The sequence below is a fragment of the Phormidium sp. FACHB-592 genome (assembly GCF_014695795.1).
In the GTDB taxonomy this organism is placed as follows: Bacteria; Cyanobacteriota; Cyanobacteriia; order Leptolyngbyales; family Leptolyngbyaceae; genus Stenomitos.
On the sequence record NZ_JACJOZ010000054.1, the window covers coordinates 1 to 20,626 of the forward strand.

A 20,626-nucleotide genomic window follows, 5' to 3' on the forward strand; every position below is an offset into this window, starting at 1 on the left:
TGCTACCCGTGTCGCATCACTCGCACTCTCAATGCCCTCTAGCAAAATAACAAACTCGTCGCCGCCCAAACGGGCTACCGTGTCTTCTAACCGCACACAGAGTTGTAGCCGCCGCGCGATCGCAATCAAAAGCTGATTACCAATCACGTGACCCAGGCTGTCGTTCACGCGCTTGAAGCGATCTAGATCCAGAAAAAGGACGGCGAACAAGTACTGCTCATGGCGTTTGCCCCGTTCGATCGCCCGTTCTAATCGATCCATAAACAGGGCGCGGTTTGCCAGATCGGTTAGTGCATCATGCAGTGCATCGTGGAGCAGTTGCTTTTCGGTCCGCTTGCGGCTGGTGATATCCGTCAAGGAACCTGCAATGCGCACTGCTTTACCATCGTCGTCGTGTACTGCTAACCCACGACAGAGTACCCATCGGTAAGTATCATCCTGGTGCAGCATCCGGTGCTCACTTTCAAAGTCAGGCGTCTGAGCCGCGAAGTGAGCCAGCAACGCCGCTTGCACGTGCTCAAAATCTTCTGGATGAATCCGGTTAAACCAGTCATCTAGACTACTGCCGATCTGGTCTTCTTCGCAGCCCAACATTGACTTCCATCGGGGCGAAAAATATACCTGATTGGTTTTCAAGTTCCAATCCCACAGTCCATCTTTGGCACCTTGCACCGCAATGGCATAGCGCTCCTCGCTCTCCCGCAGCGCCGCTTCTGCCTGTCGCCGATACGTAATGTCCTGAAAGGTCACGACCGTTCCAATTAATGCCCCATGCTCTAAAATCGGTGTGCTGATATATTCCACCAAAAAGCTGGTGCCATCCTTGCGCCAGAACACTTCCTCTCTAACGTGATGGAGAAAACATTGGTCAGCGGCTGAATCGATCGAACCTGGTTGCCAGTGCAGCGTTCCCTTCGGCTGCGACGAATGCACAAAACCAGGGATAAGTTTGCCAATCAGTGCGTCAGCGTCCCAACCCAGCATTTGAGCGGCGACCGGGTTGATAAAGGTGAGCTTTCCCTCTAAATCCAGACCATAAATGCCTTCTCCAGCCGAGTTTAAGACTAACTCGTTCTGGCGACGCAGGCGCTCGAGGGCTGCTTCAGCCTGTTTGCGGGCAGTGACATCCGTTTGCAAGCCCACGAAGTTGATCAGCGTGCCGTCGTCACCAAAGACTGGGTTAAGCGTCAACTCGTTCCAAAACGGAGTGCCATCCTGACGATAGTTGAGCAGCGTGCCTGTAAAGGACTGGCGTTGGGCGATCGCCTGTCGTAGTTTATTGGTCGTGCTAGGGTCTGTCTCTGGACCTTGTAGAAAGCGACAGTTTTTTCCCAGAGCTGATTCGGCTGTATAACCCGTGATGGCTGTAAAGCCAGGGTTCACAAAGATGACCGGGTTGTCGGGTAATGTTGGATCACTCAGCGTCACACCTGTGCCAATATGAGAGATTGCCGCCGCAAGCTGACTATTTTTATGCATAGCCTGCTTCAGGGCGACCTCTGCCTGTTTTCTCTCAGTGATGTCCGTGATGATGCCATTGATGCGTGTTGTCTTCCAACCTGCATCGCAGACTAGATAAGCGCGATCGCGCACCCAACGAAGCGTGCCATCAGGCTGTAGGATGCGATATTCCAGATCTTTAGAACCGCTGTGTAAGAGCGCTTGCGATTCGTGCTCGACCCAAGGGCGATCGTCGGGATGCACCACTTCAAACCAGAGGTTGGGATTAGCCGCAAATTCACCGGACGATCGCCCATAAAGGGTATGCACCGCAGTGCTCATATAGAGCATCTCAAAGTTAGGCGCAGTCGCAGACCAGACCACGTCTTTAAGCGATCCTAAAATGCCATCCAGTTGTGCTTCACTCTTGTGCAACGCTTCTAAGGTGCGGTTGCGTTCAATCGCATAACGAATCGATCGTTCTAGGAGTGAAGCATCAATCTGACCTTTCACCAAATAGTCTGCCGCGCCTGCCTTCATCGCCGCCAAATCGATGTCTTCATTCGACTGCCCCGTCAAGAGAATGATTGGCGCTCTGCAACCATTTGCTAGAGCGGCTTGCAAGAATTCTAGCCCGTCATGCGGTCCCAGACGGTAGTCCACTAGATAAACATCATGTTGATGGTTGGCAATGCTCTCCAAAGCCGCTTCATAGGTGGCTACCCAATCGAGAGCAAACGTTACCTGCTTAATTTGAGAGAGCAAACTGCGGGTGATGAGGTAGTCCTCTTCATCATCCTCAACTAAAAGCACGTTAACGGTACGGGAACACATATAGCAGAGTCTCAGTATAAGGCGTGCGACACAGGATGACAGCGGGAGTCGATAACTAGTGCAGAACGCCTTTGCATTGATGTAGCTCTGCTATTGTACTCGTCTCCCAAACAACCATCCTAAGCAACAAAAGTGACATAGTAAGCTAAGTATTCCCCTGCGATCAATTGGTATACCGCTTTACATTGAGCAAACTCTGGCGTTTCCGTAACAAAGGAACTAAAACCACCGTCTAGAAGTGCTTCTGGGTTGAGTTCGCGCTGTTTTTTGCTGTGCAAGCACAGCAAAAAACAGCGTTATACCAATTCCTTCAATACCCGCTACAGATAGTGCTCGTAGGATGGGACTTTATTCTGCATGTCATACTCCTTTTGCAAGCCGAGAAAGCCTAAAGCCACTTCAGTTGGAATGTCAGTCGGGATATTACCTGTAATATCATCTTCATCATAGAAGCGTTTATCATGCAACTTACCCTTACAGACTTGGCTCAAAATCAAGACTCGTTTGTTCTCATCGACAGCGGCGAGATGTTTACGGGTATGTCGTCTCTTCTTCCCTGAGTCATTCACTTTTTGGGCTTGCGGGTCTTGCGTGCACTGAATCGGTCGTTCTGCCTCATCGGTCATGACTCACTTGACTTCTAGAAAGCGCTCAAAAAAAGCTTCGATGCTATCCGGCTTGCGCTCTGGTAATACCATCTTCTTGCCTAAGGTTTGCTCCAGAAGCAGTTGGAGACCTTAGAGGACAGCAACGCTCGCTAGACTTGCTGTCGGCTGTCATTGATCAGCTGCTACGCTGGCTTGTTTCTGCTGCTATGCTAAGCAGTCAGTCTTTCAAGAGCAGCTAGCAGCGGGAAAGCAGTTCGCTTACAGTGACGGTAAAGTGCAAGAATCACAACTTCAAGCTTCCCTACTGCCATGAGCAAAGGTCTACACCAACTCTCTCGCCCGAAAGGCTCACTGTTCTTCGGCAATACGTTTGACTTTGCCAAAGATCCCCTCAGCTTTTTGACTGCTTGTGCCGCCGACTATGGGGAAATTGTGCCTTTACGGTTTCTCTTCTCTTCCGCCTGTCTGCTGACCCAGGCAGAGCATATTGAGCAAGTTCTGAAGCAACCGGAACTGTTCACTAAACGCACACCCGCCTGGCAAGCGGTGCGTAGTCTGGTGGGCGAGGGACTGCTCACCAGCGAAGGTGCGTTTTGGGCACGTCAGCGTCGGCTCATGCAACCCATGTTCCATCAACAGCGCATCGCTGCCTATGGCGAGACGATGGTGCTCTACGCTGAACGCATGGTGCAGACCTGGCAAGAGGGCGAAGTGCGTGATGTGCATCAAGACATGATGCAGTTGACGTTAAACATTGTCACCAAGACCTTGTTTAATGTGGACATGACAGGCGTAGCTGCACAAACCATTGCTCAGACGTTAGAAGTGGCGATGGAGTGGTTTTTTAGTCGCCGTAAACAAGCGTTTCTGCCCCTCACGGGCTTGCCGACGCCCATCAATCGTCGCTACAAGCAAGCACTCCAGACGATGGATCAAGCCATTGCTGCGCTGATCCAGGAACGCCGTCAGAGTGGCAACGATCCAGGCGATCTATTGTCCCTGCTCCTGCAAGCTCAAGATGAGGACGGCAACCGGATGAGTGATCGCCAGTTGCGTGATGAGCTGACCACATTGATGCTGGCAGGGCATGAAACGACAGCCAATGCGTTGTCCTGGACCTGGATGTTGTTGGCACAGCACCCCGCTGTTGAAAGTAAGTTGGTTAGCGAGTTGCAAGTGGTGTTGGGCGATCGCACCCCCACTCTGGCAGACCTGCCTCAGCTACGCTACACCGAGCAGATTATTAAAGAAGCGCTGCGGTTGTATCCGCCCCTCTTTTCGCTGGCACGTGCTCCCATTCAAGACTGTGAGTTGGCTGGCTATCACATTCCAGCGCGGTACATTCTCATCTTTAGCCCCTGGGTGATGCATCGGAGTGCGCGTTATTTCACCAACCCACTACAATTTCAGCCCGAACGGTGGGAGCATGACCTGGAAAAGCAGTTACCGAAGGGCGTCTACTTTCCCTTTGGCGAAGGACCCCGCGTTTGTATTGGTCGGAGTTTTGCCCTGATGGAAGCGGTTTTGTTACTTGCCACCTTTGCCCAAAAATACCAGTTCAGACTGTTGCCGGATCAACGACTGACACCGCTGCCCTCTATGACCCTTCGCCCGCAAGCAGGCATCCTCATCCAGGTAACGAAGCGTACAAAGGTCAAGCCCAGAGCGGTTGAGGGGCAGTAACGGCTCAGCTAATCATGAGAGCCGCTGTCTAGCGTTCCTGCTGCTTATACACATGAAAACCGTCACTTTCTGCCTGGATGTGCCAGTGGAACTGTTTAAACCACTGGCGCTAATGCTTACCTGGCAACTGGCTTTGCAACTCAAACAGCAAGAGTGACCAGTCGCCTCTTGCCAAGGCCTTGCCTGGCGGCTCAAACAACGCCTGAATGAATTGCTCCAGTTGTTCTGGTTGCCAACCCAACGCTGCTACCTTCTGAGCGATCGCCCCTCAAGCGCTTCTAGCCTTTCATGTCAATGGTGCATCTGTGAATGCCTACTTAGCAGAGCAACTCCTCTTGCCAACTGAGGCTTCTCCAGTTTGTCTTTACTAAGTAGCAAGTGATTGAATAGGCAACCCTGAAGTCAAACGAGGACTGGACCAAGACCGACAGATGGCAAGTAATCCAGGCTCATTGGGATTCAGCAAATTTTGTCTGAGTCGTTACGGTAGGCAGATAGATCTTTAACAACTGGCTGATGGACAAACAGTTAATAGTTGTCTTGGCTAAACCGTTTAAGGTGTTTTGGCAATCAAACGTTGGATCACTATAATCAGAGATTGACAAGGTAGAGCGATCCTGGTCACTTTCCTCTTTGTACAGAGGTAAGAACGGGATAAGGGCGTTGTCTTGCGAGGTTTGTTCTTGCTGCAAAAGGGTTTCTCGCCATTGAGTATATGGAAGCTTTTTGAGGGGATATCCATCTGCCTGGATTTGCTCAAAAAACTCTACTTTACGAATTGGGCTGGGATGTACCAGATGGAAGGCTTTTTTGAGTAACTGCGGCTGTTTGGACAAATGAACGATCGCCTGACTGACATAATCGACAGGCACAAATGACTGTTGTTCAGTGCCCAAATCAGGGAACACTCCCATCTGAATACAGCCCCGAATGAAACTGAATTCAAAATCTTTGCTGTTGCTGAGTGCGGTTTGACTTGATCCTGCGATCGCGCCTGCTCGAAACACCGTTACAGGCAACCCTCTTGATTGAGCCATCCACACTAGCTTTTCGGCAACCCACTTACTTTGAGAATAGCCCAGATCGAGATGGCTTTCATGACCGTCGATCGATTCATCTTCTCGAATAATGGTTGCGTCACTGTAAGTACTGCCAAAAATTGAAATGGTAGAAATGTGATGAACTGGCTTAACTTTAGTTTGGCAGGCTAGCCTGAGAACTTCTTGGGTTCCTAACACGTTCGCTGCTTTGAGCTGTTGGTAGGACTTAAAGAAATTGACATCTGCGCCATTGTGATAAATCGTATCAATCTGGGCTGCTAATCGAGCAAACTCTTGAGGCGCAAGACCAAGTAATGGCTGGGCAAGATTTCCTAAAATGGGAATGATGCGGGAATGATTGAATCCTGGCTGCCATAGTTGGTATTTCTTCAACGTGGTTTGTAAGCGGCTCAACCCTTCAGAATTATCAGCAGCCCGAACGAGACAATAGATATGAGCTTCAGTCTGTTGCAGTAACTCTTTTAGCAAAAACGCGCCTAAAAAACCTGTTGCACCTGTAAGGAAAATGTGTTTGGGATGCGAGATCTGATCCATCTCAAATGCCTGCGCTCTGCCAGGTGAAATCTCAGGAGGCAAGACGGCTTCAGACTTCAAGGTAAGCGTCTGTGTAATAGATATGAGTCCTTCCCGATCGACAGTTTCAATCAGTTGAGCTAACCCTACGATCGTCGGCTGCTCAAACATACACCGCACAGGCAGCTTCACCTGAAAGGTTTCTCGAATCGCAGCAATCAACTGAGCAGCTAGCAGGGAGTTGCCCCCTGACTCAAAGAAGTTGTCCTGAATGCTCACCTGCTCAATGCCGAGAAGCTTGCTCCAGAGGGCGGCTAACTGCTGCTCTATCAAGGTTTGAGGTGGCGCGAGCGCGACTTCTGCCTCATTGCGATCGTACTCGGGTGTTGGCAGGGCACGACGGTCTATTTTACCGTTGGCATTAAGCGGCATCGATTGCAGCAGCACAAAGCGATCAGGCACCATATAATCCGGTAATTTTTGGTTCAAGAAATCTCGTAAGTTGCGCGTCACACGGCGCTGTAGCGTTTTGAGAAAACCTTGAGCTTCAAAAAGGAATTCAACACTGTGTCGCAGTAAGCATTGCTGATCTGGGGTGAGATTGAACTTGATTCCAGCTTGGTTGCCTTGCTGCCACGCGATCGTTCCCTCTAACTGTTGTTCCTCCGTCGTTCCGGGTAGCTGAAGTCGTAACTGAACCGCGTGACCGGGTTTTCCATCTGCCGTAATGCCCATCAAACAGGTGCCATCAAAGGATAAATCTGTTGTGTTCACGCTGACGGGGGGAAGCTCATTCACAATTGCCAGACACTTCAGTTGCACCGGAATGCGATCGGGTAGGAGTGTGGTCACTAGATAAGCAATCAGACGTTTGGTTCCAAAGGATTCTTGAACGACAACAACCGCTTCTTGAATATCGGGATGTTGTGCGAGGACGGCTTCAATTTCACCGAGTTCAATGCGAAAGCCGCGCAACTTCACTTGATGGTCAATGCGACCGAGATAGTCAATGGCACCATCGGGACGGTAGCGGGCAAGGTCTCCAGTTTTGTAGAGGTGGGGAGTAGGGAGTGGGGTGTGGGGTGTGGGGAGGTTTTTCCCAAGTTTGAAGAAGGGATCGGGAAGAAAGCGCTCTGCGGTGAGTGCGGGACGGTTGAGGTAACCTCTAGCCACGTTTACTCCTCCAATGTAGAGTTCACCCGTAATGCCAATGGGCACCAGTTGCAGCTGGGCATCCAAGATATGCATCTGAGTGTTAGCGATCGGTCTGCCGATGGGTACGGAGCGCTGCTGGTCTTCGGGTTGACAGTGCCAGAAAGTGACATCAACAGCCGCTTCAGTGGGTCCATACAGGTTGTGCAACTGAGCGTGGCAGCGCTCAAAGAAGCGGGTTTGTAAGTCCAACGGAAGCGCTTCGCCACTGCACATCACTTGCCGCATCGTGTGACAGCGTTCAACCGCTGGTTCTTCAAGAAACACTCGCAGCATGGAAGGGACAAAGTGCAGAGTGGTGATTTGCTGTTCGGCAATGAGCTGCACGAGATAAGCAGGGTCTTTGTGTCCCTCTGGTCGCGCTACGACTAAGCAAGCACCGCTCATCAGCGTCCAGAAGAATTCCCACACCGAGACATCAAAGCTGAAGGGCGTTTTTTGCAGGACGCGATCGCCCTCCGTTAACTGATACTCCGCCTGCATCCACAGCAAGCGGTTGCAGATGCCCCGATGGGTGTTCATCGCACCTTTGGGTTTGCCCGTGGAACCGGAGGTGTAGATAACATAAGCAAGATGGTCAGCCGTCACGCCACTTTCGGGATTCTCAGTTAAGCTTTGAGCCACCTGGTGCCAATCGATGTCGAGGCAAAGCATCTGTGCTTGATGGGGCGGGAGCCGATCGACTAGATGAGCCTGCGTCAGTAAAAGCGGCACTTGAGCATCATCGAGCATGAACGCCAGTCGCTCGGATGGGTAGCTGGGGTCGAAGGGGACATACGCTCCACCGGCTTTGAGGATGCCGAGGAGTCCGATGACCATCTCCAAGGAGCGATCAACGCAGATGCCGACGAGGACATCGGGTTGCACACCGAGAGTTTGTAGGTAGTGAGCAAGTTGGTTTGCCCGTTGATTCAATGCCTGATAGGTGAGGTGTTGTCCTTCAAAGCTAACGGCGATTGCATCTGGAGTGCGTTCGACCTGAGCTTCGACCCACTGATGCAGACAACGATCCAAAGGATAATCGACCTGGGTTTGGTTCCAGGTTTGCAACTGTTGTTGTTCAGCAAGGGTGAGCAGGGGCAGTTCAGAGAGCAATTGATTGGGATTGGCAATAATCCCTTCAATCAGGGTTTGAAAATGTCCAGCCATACGATCGATTGTCGCGGCATCAAATAAATCTGTGCTGTACTCAATCTCAATGTTGAGAGTGTTGGCGTCTTCCTCAACAGCAAAGGTCAAATCAAATTTGGATGTAGGGCTTTCAATCGGGTCAAAACTGAGCGTCAAATCAGACGTTAGGGTTGAAACCGACGTATTTTGAAAGACGAACATTACCTGAAACAGCGGATTTTGGCTCAGACTCCGTTGTGGATGCAGCGCTTCTACTAATTGCTCGAAGGGCAAGCTCTGATGCTCATAGGCGTTTAAGGTGACTTGCTGGATGCGCTTCAGCAGCGTTTGAAAACTGGGATTACCCGCAAGACTGGTGCGAAGCACAAGGGTATTCACAAAGAAGCCGATGAGATTTTCAATTTCAACCCGATCGCGGTTGGCAATGGGTGAACCGACCAAAATATCGTCTTGTCCCGTATAGCGATACAGCAATGTTTTGAACGCCGCTAGAAGGGTCATAAACAGGGTTGCCCCTTCCCGCTGTGCCACGATTTTTAAGGCAGCGAGTGGGCGATCGCCAATCACGAAGGAATGGGTTGCACCCCGAAAGGTTTGAATTGCGGGGCGAGGGCGATCGGTCGGCAGTTCCAGAATGGGCAAATTGCCGCCAAGCTGTTGCGTCCAGTACTTGAGTAGCTTGTTCTGCACGTCTCCCTGAAGCCAGTCGCATTGCCATTGAGCAAAGTCTGCGTATTGAATCGAGAGTTCTGGCAGCGGTGAGGGTTTGCCTTGAGAAAACGCCGCATAAAGGGTAGACAATTCCTGAAACAGCACGTTGAACGACCACAGATCAGAAACAATGTGGTGCATGGTCAGCAACAGCACATGCTCGGCGGAAGCCAGGCGCACCAGAGTTGTTCGCATCAACGGTCCAGTGCTAAGGTCGAATGGCTGTTGTGCATCTGCGGCAGCGAGGCGTTGTACTTCTGTTTGACGATCGTCCTCCGACAAGTGCTGTAACTCAATCATTGGAAGCTGCCAGGGCACGATCGGCGCAATGACTTGTACAGGTTCACCATCGACTGTGGCAAAGGTTGTTCGCAGGCTTTCGTGTCGCTGCACGATCTCGTCAAAGCTCTTTTCCAGCGCTGCGACATCCAGCGTTCCCTGTAGCCGTACTACCAGCGGCAAGTTGTACAGCGCACTATCAGGAATCAGTTGATCTAAAAACCACAATCGTTGTTGAGCAAACGACATCGGAAAGATGAGAACGTCATCTTCCAATGAATCGTCTTCCAAAGCTTCAATGTGAGAATTGCTGTTCACGTCAACTACCATGCCCATGCTCCATACCACCTAAAACGTTAATTGTTTGCGATCGCCCACCAAGCGCATTCACTAAATGCCCACTAAGACATTTATTGCAAGGAAGACCGTTTGACTCGTCGGGTACTCCGAGAAATTGCGCCGATCGTTGGCACGGGGGAATCACTGCTTTGAAGCTGTTCAATGACCGTGGCAAATGCAGCGATAGTCGGAGATTCAAACAAGTGGCGCAGCGAGACATCGACCTGAAAGAGGCTGCGCGATCGCGAGACGACCTGCGTTGCCAGCAGCGAATGTCCGCCGAGTTCCAGAAAGTTGTCGTGGATGCTGATTTGCTCCAAGCCCAAAACGTCCTGCCAGATGCTCGCTAATGCTTTATCCGTCAGCGTTTGTGGTCCAACAAACGGATGTTCAGATGGCATCTGTTCCGGTGCTGGTAACGCCTTGCGATCAAGCTTCCCATTCGCGTTGACTGGCAGTGCATTCAGCGTGACAACGGCAGTAGGAACCATGTATTCCGGCAGTTGTTGATGGAGAAAGGCTTGCAAGTCGTGGGGCACGATCGTCTGTCCCGGCAGGGCAACCACGTAGGCAACAAGCTGTTTGTCGCCTAAAGCTGCTTCGCGATCAATGACGATCGCCGTTTGCACTGTTGGATGTTGTGCGAGGACGGTTTCAATTTCACCGAGTTCAATGCGAAAGCCGCGCAACTTCACTTGATGGTCAATGCGACCGAGATAGTCAATGGCACCATCGGGACGGTAGCGGGCAAGATCTCCAGTTTTGTAGAGGTGGGGAGTCGGGAGTGGGGAGGGGGGAGTGGGGTGCTTTTTCCCAGGTTTGAAGAAGGGATCAGGAAGAAAGCGCTCTGCTGTAAGTGCAGGACGGTTGAGGTAGCCTCTGGCAACATTAACGCCACCGATATAGAGTTCACCCGTAATGCCAATGGGCACCGGTTGCAGCTGGGCATCCAAGATGTGCATCTCGGTGTTGGCGATCGGTCTGCCGATGGGTACGGAGCGCTGCTGGTCTTCGGGTTGACAGTGCCAGAAAGTGACATCAACAGCCGCTTCGGTAGGACCATACAGGTTGTGCAACTGCGCCTGGCAGCGCTCAAAGAAGCGGGTTTGGAGGTCCACTGGCAGCGCTTCACCACTACAGATGACGTGGCGTAACGAGCCACAGCGAGCCACATCAGGTTCTTCGAGGAAGACTCGCAGCATGGAGGGGACAAAGTGCAGAGTGGTAACTTGCTGTCCGGCAATCAATTGCACCAGATAGGCAGGGTCTTTGTGTCCCTCTGGTCGAGCCACGACTAGACGCGCACCACTTATCAACGTCCAGAAGAATTCCCACACCGAGACATCAAAGCTGAAGGGCGTTTTCTGGAGGACGCGATCATTCCCATCTAACTGATATTCATCCTGCATCCACAGCAAGCGGTTGCAGATGCCCCGATGGGTATTCATCGCTCCTTTGGGTTTGCCCGTGGAACCCGAGGTGTAAATGACATAGGCGAGATGATCAGCGGTCACGTTGCTCTCAGGATTGTGCTTGGAGCCTTGATTAATTTGCTGCCAGTCGGTGTCGAGACAAAGGGTTTGAGCGGAATGGGGCGGGAGCCGATCGACCAGATGCGCTTGCGTCAGTAAAAGCGGCACTTGAGCATCGTCGAGCATGAACGCCAGTCGCTCGGATGGATAGCTGGGGTCGAAGGGGACATAGGCTCCACCGGCTTTAAGGATGGCGAGGAGTCCGATGACCATCTCTAGGGAGCGATCGACACAGATACCGACCAGGACATCGGGTTGCACACCGAGAGTTTGTAGGTAGTGAGCGAGTTGGTTTGCCCGTTCATTCAATTCCTGGTAAGTAAGCTGTTGTCCTTCAAAGCTGACGGCGATCGTGTCTGGAGTAAGTTCGACCTGGGCTTCGACCCACTGATGCAGACAAATGTCGAGCGGATAATCAACCTGGGTTTGGTTCCAGGTTTGTAACTGTTGTTGTTCGTCGATCGTGAGCAACGGTAAGGCTGCAAGCGTCTCATCCGGGTTGGTCACAATGCCTTCTAGCAAGGTTTGAAAGTGTCCGGCCATTCGGGCGATCGTCTCGGCGCTAAACAATTCTGTGCTGTATGACAGTTGACCAGTCAGCCCGTCTGCCCCTTCGCTGAGCGTGATCAACAAATCGCAGGTCACGGTGCCATTATCTACTGGGCTGGGGTACTGCACTGTCCAACCAGCCGTGTCATCTGACAAGGGGGGATCGAGAAGCAACATCACTTGATAGAGAGGATTTTGCCCCAAGCGTCGATCCGATCGCGCCACTTCGACTAGCTTCTGGAAAGGAACATGTTGATGGGTGTAAGCAGCCAGGGCAACTTCGCGCACCCTCACCAAAAGTTCTCGAAAAGTGGGGTTACCAGACAGATCCGAGCGCAACACCAGGAAATTGGCAAAGAAGCCCAACACGTTCTCTAGCTCTGGGCGATCGCGCCCTGCCGTAATAAAGCCAACCGGAATATCGGTTTGCCCGGTATAACGAGCGAGTAACGTTTGAAACGCTGCCTGCAAGGTAATAAACAGCGTCACGCTCTCTTTACGACAGAGCGCTTTCAGCTTGTCAGTTAATGCCTTAGAGAACGCGAGGCTGTGGCTGCCTCCAGCAAAGGTCGGGTTCGCAAGTGATGGGTAATCGGTGGGCAACTGCAATGTGGGCAGATCGGCAAGTTGCTGTTTCCAGTACGCCAAATGAGGTTCCAGAACGTCTGGCTGTAACCAGCGTCGTTGCCAGACAGCATAATCTGCATATTGAATCGGTAGTTCAGGCAGGGGAGAGGGTTTGCCAGCATGAAACGCTGCGTAGAGGGTGTCTAATTCTTGTAGAAAGATATAAAGAGAAAGCCCGTCGTAACTGATGTGATGCAGCGTGATGAAAAGCTGATAGTCGGTTTCGGTGTCTTGCACCAGGGTCGATCGCAGCAGTAAATCTGAGCCGAGATCAAAAGGACGCTGAACCTCTTCTGTCACCTGCCGAATGGCTTCTGACTCTCGCTCTGCCTCTGGTAAATCTTGTAGATCAATGCGATGCATCGTGAATTTTGTTGCTGCCTGCACCACTTGAATGGGTAATCCGTCCACGCTTGTATAAGTCGTGCGCCAAATTTCGTGTCGTCGCACAATTTCTTGCAGCGCTTGCTCTAGCGCTATCTGATTGAGTGACCCAGACCAGCGCAGAGTAAACGTATGGTTGTAGTAAGGCACGTCAGGCTGGAGTTGTGCCAGGACCCACATCATCTCCTGCGAAAACGATAGAGGCAGCGATCGATCACGCTGGACTGGGAGCAATGGGGGAGCCGTTTGTTGGTCATTGCGCGTGCTTTCTGTTTCCAGATATTGAGTAAGGCTGGCGATCGTGGGCGTTTCAAACAAACTGCGTAGGGGCAGATCGACCTGAAAGATCGTGCGTAACCGAGAGATAATCTGCACGCCCAGCAGCGAGTGACCACCCAACTCAAAGAAATTGGCGTGAGTGCTGACCTGCTCTAACCCCAAAACTTCTGCCCAAATCCCTGCCATCACTTCTTCAACGGCTGTACGGGGTGTTACAAAGCCTGTTTCGGCTGCCGTTGTTTGGTTAAAAGCCGGTAGCGCTTTGCGATCGATTTTGCCATTGGGCGTCATGGGCAACGCCATAACCAACATATAGGCAGATGGAATCATGTAGTCCGGCAGCTTTGCCTGCAAAAATTGCCGCACATTTGCAGTTAACGTTCGCTGTAGCGTTCTTAAAAAGCCTTGTGCTTCTAGCAAGTGATGTACGGCTTGTTGCAGCAACGCCTGCTGGTCTGAAGTTAAGTTCAATTGAATGCCCAATCGCTGCTCTCGGTTCCAGGCAATCAGCCCTTCTAAAAACATAGGTTCTGAGGTGCTTGGCAACTGAAGGCATAGCTGCACAGGCTGTCCGTGCTGCCAATCGTCAGGTGCATCCACAAAACAGATCCCTCCTACAGAGAGGTCTTCTGTGCATAGCTCCAGGGTGCGATCGCCACTTTCTACCCGGCAGGGAATCTGCATCGGCACACGATCGGGAATAAGATTGGAAACGACATAGGCAACCAGTCGCTTATTGCCTTGAGCATCATCACTGGCAAGGACAACCGCTTCTTGCACGTCAGGGTGTTGTCCCAAGGCGGATTCAATTTCACCCAACTCCACCCGAAAGCCACGCACTTTTACCTGCTGATCAAGGCGACCAAAGTACTCTAGATTGCCATCGGGACGGAACCGAACAAGATCACCTGTTTTGTAAAGTCGGGGAGTGGGGAGTGGGGAGTGGGGAGTGGAAGATGCGTTTCCAGGCTCTAAGAATGGATTGGGAATAAACTTCTCTGTAGTCAATTCTGGACGGTTGAGATAGCCTCGCGCTAAGCCTGCACCCCCAATGTGAAGTTCACCAGGAACGCCGATTGGCACGGGTTGCAAGTCCTGATCCAACACATAGACTTGAACATTAGATAAAGGGCGACCGATGGGAATAGTTGTTTTGTCAGTAATGGAAAGATGCGAGAGGGAAGCCGCTGTCGCTACGATCGTAGTTTCAGTTGGTCCATAGGTATTCATCAGCTTGGGATAATCACCAACATAGGCATTCCAGGTTGTAACTTGTGCCGGAAGTGCCGCTTCGCCGCCAATAATGACCAACCGCAGAGATTCTGGCAATTTGAGCCGGGCTGATGCCAACTGCGTGGTGAGCTGATGCCAGTAGGCAGTTGGCAGATCCAACACAGTCAGGTTCAACGCCTGACACTGGTGGAGAAAGGTTGCTACTGAACCGAACATCTCATCGGTACGCAGCACCAGCGTTCCACCCGTCGTCAAGCAGGGATAGATCTCTTCAGCCGCCGTATCGAAACTGATGGAAGCAAATTGCAACACGCGATCGCGGGCTGTTATTTCATAGGTTGCGATCGCAGCTTGGGTGAAGTTAACGAGCGATCGGTGCTCAATCATCACTCCTTTGGGCTTGCCTGTAGACCCAGAGGTGTAAATCACATAAGCAAGATGGTTGGGTTGTACGTGATGAATGAGGTTTCCACACGGTTGTTGAGCAATGGTTGTCCAATCTCGATCAAGGCAAACAATAGGTGTGTTGGCTTCTGGCAATGTCGCCAACCACTTTGCCTGGGTTAGCAACACTTCAACTTGAGAATCGTTCACCATCGCGGCGATTCGCTCTTCGGGATAAGTTGGATCAAGCGGCACATACGCTCTGCCCGCTTTGAGGATACCAAGCAAACCCACAATCATCTCAGGCGATCGTTCCACACACAAACCAACCAGACTTTCTGGTTTAACGCCCAACTGCTGGAGGTAATGTGCTAACTGATTGGCGTGATCGTTCAGCTCTTGATACGTCAATTGCGTTTGATGGAACACCACAGCAATCGCGTGTGGAGACTGTTTGACCTGTGCTTCAAATTGCTCATGAATACACAAATCTGTGGTGTAAGCAGCGTTAGCCTTGTTCCATGCTGCCAATAATGTCTGTTCAGTTGTAGTAAGAATTGGCAATTCCGACAAGCGGCGTTCAGGATAAGCAACCATTCCTTCCAACAGGGTTTGATAATGGTCTGCCATTCGAGCGATCGTGTCGGCATGAAACAGTTCAGCATTGTACTCCCAAATGCCCAGCAGTCCGTGTTCGGTGTATTCCAGTGACAACGTTAAATCAAACTGTGCCAATCCCTGTTCCGCATTTTCCACTGCAATCGTCAAATCTAACCGTGCCCCATTCTCAAGCTGAAGGGGATGCAGCGTTACGTCGGCTAATTCGAGTGATGGGGTCGGTGCGTTTTGCAAGACAAACATCACTTGAAACAAGGGCGTATGACTCAGATTTCTAGCGGGCTGAAGTGCGTCAACCAATTGCTCAAAGGGCAAATCTTGATGAGCGTAAGCTTCTAATGCAACTTCCCGCACTCGCTTCAGCAAGTCTAGAACTGTGGGATTGCCCGATAGATCAGTCCGCAGCACTAATGTATTGATGAAGAAGCCAATCAGCGCTTCCACTTCTGCCCGATGACGATTGGCGATCGGCGAACCCACCACTACATCCGGTTGCCGCGTGTAGCGATACAGCAAGAGTTGAAACGCAGCCAGAAGCGTCATAAAGGGCGTGACACCCATCTGCCGACTCAACTGCTCGATCGATTGGTTAAGCGCAGCAGGTAAGAGAAACGACTGAACACCGCCCCGAAACGTCTGCACTGAGGGACGCGGATAGTCAGTGGGCAATTCCATCACCGCAGGAGCACCTGCAAGCTGCTGTTTCCAATAGGCAAGTTGATCCAACCCGTGATGTTGCATCCACTGCCGCTGCCACTGGGCAAAATCAGCATATTGAATTGCGAGTTTAGGTAAGGTCGAGGATCGATCGAGCGCATACGCCTCATAAAGTGCTGCCAACTCTTGAATCAACACCCCAATCGACCATCCATCAGAAATAATGTGATGCATCGTCAGCAGAAGGATGTATTCTGCCTCGTCTACCTGCCAGAGATGACAACGAAACAGCGCTCCTTGAGCCAGATCGAATGGTTGTTGTGCGGCTTCAATGACGTGGTTCTGGGCGATGGCTTTCCGTTCGTGTTGCGGCAGCGATCGCAAATCCATCACGCATAACGGCACTCTTAGCGTTGGCGCAATGACCTGAAACGGTTGCCCTTCTGAGGCAACAAATGTTGTTCTTAAGGATTCATGACGCTGAACAATTTCACTTAAACTTTGCTCAAGCGCTGCCAAATTCAGCGATCCATTTAATCGTAATGCTTGTGGAATATTGTAAAACGCGCTATTCGGCACCAATTGATCCAGAAACCACAATCGCTGTTGGGCAAAGGAAAGCGGTAGGTTTTCGGTGCGGGAAAGGGGATGGATGGTGTTAACGTGCGATCGCTCTATTCCCATAGCGTCTAAATGCTCGGCGAGTGCAGCGATCGTGGGCGCATTGAATAAATGTCGCAGCGGTAATTCCATCTGAAAGACATCTCGAATGCGCGACACAACCTGCGTTCCCAACAGAGAATGTCCGCCCAGTTCAAAGAAGTTATCGGTAATGCTAACCCGCTCTAGCTTCAACACCTCTGCCCAAATGCTCACCAACTGAGTTTCAGTCGTGGTATTGGGAGGAATATATTTGGTGGATTCAATCGTGGTGGGATTGGGTGCGGGCAACGCACGGCGATCGATCTTGCCATTCACTGTCAGCGGCAATGTTTCTAACGGAACAAAAGCAGCAGGCACCATATAAGCAGGCAGTTTCTCCTGCATAAAAACGCGAAGCTGAAGCATCAACGGCTCACAACTTCCTGCCTTAGGCACAACATATGCCACTAACTGTTTATCACCCGGAATATCCTCCCGCGCCATGACCACAGCCGTTTCTACCTGAGGATGTTGTCTTAACAGTGCCTCTAGCTCTCCCAATTCGATCCGAAAGCCTCGAATTTTAACCTGATCATCAATTCGCCCCAGATACTCTAAGTTGCCATCGGGAAGCTGACGGACGAGATCGCCAGTTCTGTAGAAAATGGGAGTGGGGAGTGGGGAGTGGGGAGTGGGGAAACATCCCCCACAATTTAAGAAGGGATTGGGAATAAACTTTTCAGCCGTTAAATCAGGACGATTTAAATAACCTCGCGCAAGACCAGCTCCACCGATGCAGAGTTCGCCAGGATCACCTGGGGGAACAGACTGTAAATATTGATCAAGTACATAAGTTTGAATATTGGCGATCGCTTTCCCAATCGGCAACTCAGCAGTTGGATCAATCGCGACCTCAGACAAATCATACAGCGTGGCAATAATAGTGGATTCGGTTGGACCATAAGTGTTTAACAGACGAATTCGTTTCGCAACCTGTTGTTGCCACAGTGCCAAGCGTGTGGATAACGCCTTCTCTCCACCAATAATGACAAGGCGGAGATTCGCAGGCATGGTTAGCCGATCGTCTAAGCGAGCCGTGACTTCATGCCAGTAAGCGGTTGGCAAACTGAGGACTGACAGCTTCCAGGTTTCACAGGCTTGTAGAAAGGTGGAAACCGATGCCAACATGAACTCAGATCGCAGCACCAGAGTTGCCCCAATGCAGAGACATGGGTAGATTTCTTCGGCACTGGCATCAAAGCTAATCGACGCAAATTGCAGAACCCGATCTCGATCAGTCATTTCATAAGCATCAATCACGGCTTGCGTGTAGTTCACCAGTGATCGATGCTCAATCATCACCCCTTTGGGTTTTCCCGTTGAACCTGATGTATAGATGATGTATGCCAGATTTGCTGCCGTTGCTTGTGATGCTAAATTCTCCACGTCATAGTGAGCGATCGTCTCCCAATCGGCATCAAGGCAAAGCACATGAAGGTGATGATCAGGCAACGATGACAGCGTTCCCGTTTGAGCCAGCAGCACGGATACTTGAGAATCTTCCAACATCCAGGCAAGCCGCTCTTTAGGATATGCCGGGTCTAGCGGCACGTAAGCGCCACCCGCTTTAAGAATGGCAAGGATGCCCACCAGCATTTCCAGAGAGCGATCGACACACAAACCTACCAGCACATCAGGACCAACCCCCAGCGTTTGAAGATGCCGAGCAAGCTGATTAGCGCGGGCGTTTAACGCTTGATACGTTAGCTGCCCTTGTTCGCATGTAACTGCAATTGCGGAGGGCGATCGCTGTACTTGGGCTTCAAACAGGCTGTGAATCAATGCTTCCCTGATGTTACTGGTCATGCAGTTTTTATGATTAGAACAGGTCGATAAATTAAGCCACCGTAGTGTTCCCTATAAACATAAGGACTGACCTACAAAGCCAGATTGATAGAAAGAGTTGCAATAAAACAAGATTTTGGAGCAAAGCTGAGCTTTCCTTTGCAACGTGGGCATTCTACAGAACAATGTGGCAACGTCTCTCTAGGTGTCTGGTGTAATGCTTATGCGTCAACTCTTCCTAAATCACCGTCGAGCGAAGGTTGACCATGAACCGATCGCAGGGCATCTATCGCCGACAGCACTGGTTGCTCATAATCTGTGCAAGTCCTACGGCAATCGCCCAGTTGTACAAGATGTCTCCTTCACGCTGGAAGCTGGAGAAATTTTGGGCTTTCTAGGACCCAATGGTGCTGGCAAAACCACCACGATCGGAATGCTTTACGGTGCGGTAATTCCCGATCGCGGCTTCGTGCAGCTCGACGGCTGGCAGGTGCAAACTCAAGGGCAGCAAGCGCGTTCTCACATGGGCATTGTTACCCAGGAAGACAACCTTGACCCTGAACTAACGGTCTTTGAGAATCTCGTCTTTTTCGCCAATTACTACCGCATCACGGGGCAAGCGGCGCGTCTGCGGGCTGGAGAATTGCTGGCTCAAGTGGGGCTACAAGAGTACGGTAAGTACACGCCTGATGAGCTTTCTGGCGGCTTGAAGCGCCGCGCCGTTTTGGCAAGAGCGTTAATCAACAGACCCCGCATTGTGTTTTTGGATGAACCCACCACCGGGCTTGACCCCGATGCACGACAGGAATTTTGGAAGCTAGTGAGTCAATTGAAGCAAGACGGCTGCGGAGTGCTGTTGACAACCCACTATATGGATGAAGTGCAGCGCTTGTGCGATCGGCTGCTGCTGCTACAGCAAGGTCAGGTTGTTGATCAAGGCACACCAGCAGCATTGATTGAGCGCATTATTGGGTCGGAAGTCGTGGAAATCGCTGGAGTTGCTGAACCGCTGCTGCAACAACTTGCAACACAAACGGGCGTGTGGTGTCGTCCCTTTGGCAGCAGTTACCTATTAACGTTGCCTCGTGAACCCGATGAACTATGGCAACAACTGGTCAGTACACAGCCAACCAGCTTGACTCGCCGCCACGCCAATTTAGAAGATGTCTTTCTCCGGCTTACAGGTCGGTCTTTACAGTGAAAATTCGTTCAACCGTTACGCTTTGGGGTGTTTATTCTGTCTGGCGGCGGCACGTAAAGGTGTTTCAAAATACCTGGATTGTCAACTTTTTGCCGCCAATTCTTGAGCCGATCGTGTACCTAGTTTCATTCGGCATCGGTTTAACTCCACTTATCGGAAACGTTACCTATGAAGGGCAAACCATTAGTTATCTCGCCTTTCTCGCTCCCGGTATGATCGCCGCAGGGGCACTCTACCCATCCTTCTTTGAAGGGTCTTATGGCACCTTCATTCGGTTACGCTTTGAAAAGATTTGGCAGGCAATGTTGACCGCGCCCCTAACCTTTACAGAAGTGTTTTTGGGCGATTGGTTATGGGCAGCAACTCGTGGCACAGTAGTCGGTTTCATGACAGGAATGGTAGCCGTTGTATGGGGACTCTACTCGTTTTGGCATCTACTCCTGTCACTACCACTTATTTTTTTAGGTAGCCTGTTGTTTGCCGCGATCGGACTGTTTACAGCCGGTTGCGTTAAAACGATGGATCAGGTGAATATCCCTGTCTTTCTGCTCATTATCCCGATGTTCACATTTTGCGGTACTTATTTCCCTCGCAATACTCTCCCACCTCTGTTGAAGACTATTACCGGACTTTTCCCGCTTTCTGCCTTTACAGATCTGTTGCGGTGGTCACTGGGTTTACCCAGTTTTTGGCTGTTGGAATTGCTATGGATGTTTCTGTGTACGATAGTCTTTGGTATTTTAGCTTGGCGACGAATTTATCCTCAGTTATTTCGTTAATTTTTTGACACAAAGGCTTGCTTGAAACACTATCTAAACTAGCACCTTGGGCAATAGAGTTCAGTAATTTTGTCGAAGTTGCCCG

The 20,626-nt window shown here is 51.0% G+C and carries 7 protein-coding genes; 3 read left to right on the plus strand and 4 right to left on the minus strand.

Annotation, left to right across the window (positions count from 1 at the left end):
- Both H6F86_RS14875 and H6F86_RS14880 read right to left on the minus strand, forming a co-directional pair.
- On the minus strand, positions 1 to 2,274 hold a 2,274-nt coding region (locus tag H6F86_RS14875), incomplete at its 3' end, for a PAS domain S-box protein (RefSeq protein ID WP_190449396.1).
- A gap of 320 nt (positions 2,275 to 2,594) precedes the next feature.
- On the minus strand, positions 2,595 to 2,900 hold the full coding sequence (locus H6F86_RS14880; RefSeq protein WP_190449397.1) for a transposase family protein: 306 nt from the start codon (positions 2,898 to 2,900) through the stop codon (positions 2,595 to 2,597).
- Positions 2,901 to 3,191: 291 nt separating this feature from the next.
- On the opposite strand from H6F86_RS14880, the gene H6F86_RS14885 reads away from it, so the two are divergent.
- Positions 3,192 to 4,565, plus strand: a complete 1,374-nt coding sequence (locus H6F86_RS14885; protein ID WP_190449398.1) for a cytochrome P450 — start codon at positions 3,192 to 3,194, stop codon at positions 4,563 to 4,565.
- Between the two features lie 449 nt (positions 4,566 to 5,014).
- Here the strand turns inward: H6F86_RS14885 and H6F86_RS14890 are convergent, their stop codons facing one another.
- Together H6F86_RS14890 and H6F86_RS14895 are read right to left on the minus strand one after the other, a co-directional pair.
- The gene (locus tag H6F86_RS14890) at positions 5,015 to 9,802 is read right to left on the minus strand and encodes a non-ribosomal peptide synthetase (RefSeq protein WP_190449399.1); all 4,788 of its coding nucleotides are present in this window, start codon (positions 9,800 to 9,802) and stop codon (positions 5,015 to 5,017) included.
- A gap of 80 nt (positions 9,803 to 9,882) precedes the next feature.
- The gene (locus H6F86_RS14895; RefSeq protein WP_190449400.1) at positions 9,883 to 18,582 is read right to left on the minus strand and encodes a non-ribosomal peptide synthetase; all 8,700 of its coding nucleotides are present in this window, start codon (positions 18,580 to 18,582) and stop codon (positions 9,883 to 9,885) included.
- Positions 18,583 to 18,784: 202 nt separating this feature from the next.
- On the opposite strand from H6F86_RS14895, the gene H6F86_RS14900 reads away from it, so the two are divergent.
- Positions 18,785 to 19,762, plus strand: coding sequence for an ABC transporter ATP-binding protein (locus H6F86_RS14900; RefSeq protein ID WP_190449401.1), 978 nt, complete (start codon positions 18,785 to 18,787; stop codon positions 19,760 to 19,762).
- Positions 19,759 to 20,541 (plus strand): ABC transporter permease, encoded by a 783-nt coding sequence (locus H6F86_RS14905; protein WP_347240405.1) that lies wholly within the window; start codon positions 19,759 to 19,761, stop codon positions 20,539 to 20,541. The genes H6F86_RS14900 and H6F86_RS14905 overlap by 4 nt, the downstream gene beginning before the upstream one ends.
- Positions 20,542 to 20,626: the final 85 nt, after the last annotated feature.

What these genes read in the sequence shown, in the direction of transcription:
- H6F86_RS14880 (WP_190449397.1), bottom strand. Translation starts at nt 2,900, where the DNA reads ATGACCGATGAGGCAGAACGACCGATTCAGTGCACGCAAGACCCGCAA.
- H6F86_RS14885 (WP_190449398.1), top strand. Translation starts at nt 3,192, where the DNA reads ATGAGCAAAGGTCTACACCAACTCTCTCGCCCGAAAGGCTCACTGTTC.
- H6F86_RS14890 (WP_190449399.1), bottom strand. Translation starts at nt 9,802, where the DNA reads ATGGTAGTTGACGTGAACAGCAATTCTCACATTGAAGCTTTGGAAGAC.
- H6F86_RS14895 (WP_190449400.1), bottom strand. Translation starts at nt 18,582, where the DNA reads ATGACCAGTAACATCAGGGAAGCATTGATTCACAGCCTGTTTGAAGCC.
- H6F86_RS14900 (WP_190449401.1), top strand. Translation starts at nt 18,785, where the DNA reads ATGCGTCAACTCTTCCTAAATCACCGTCGAGCGAAGGTTGACCATGAA.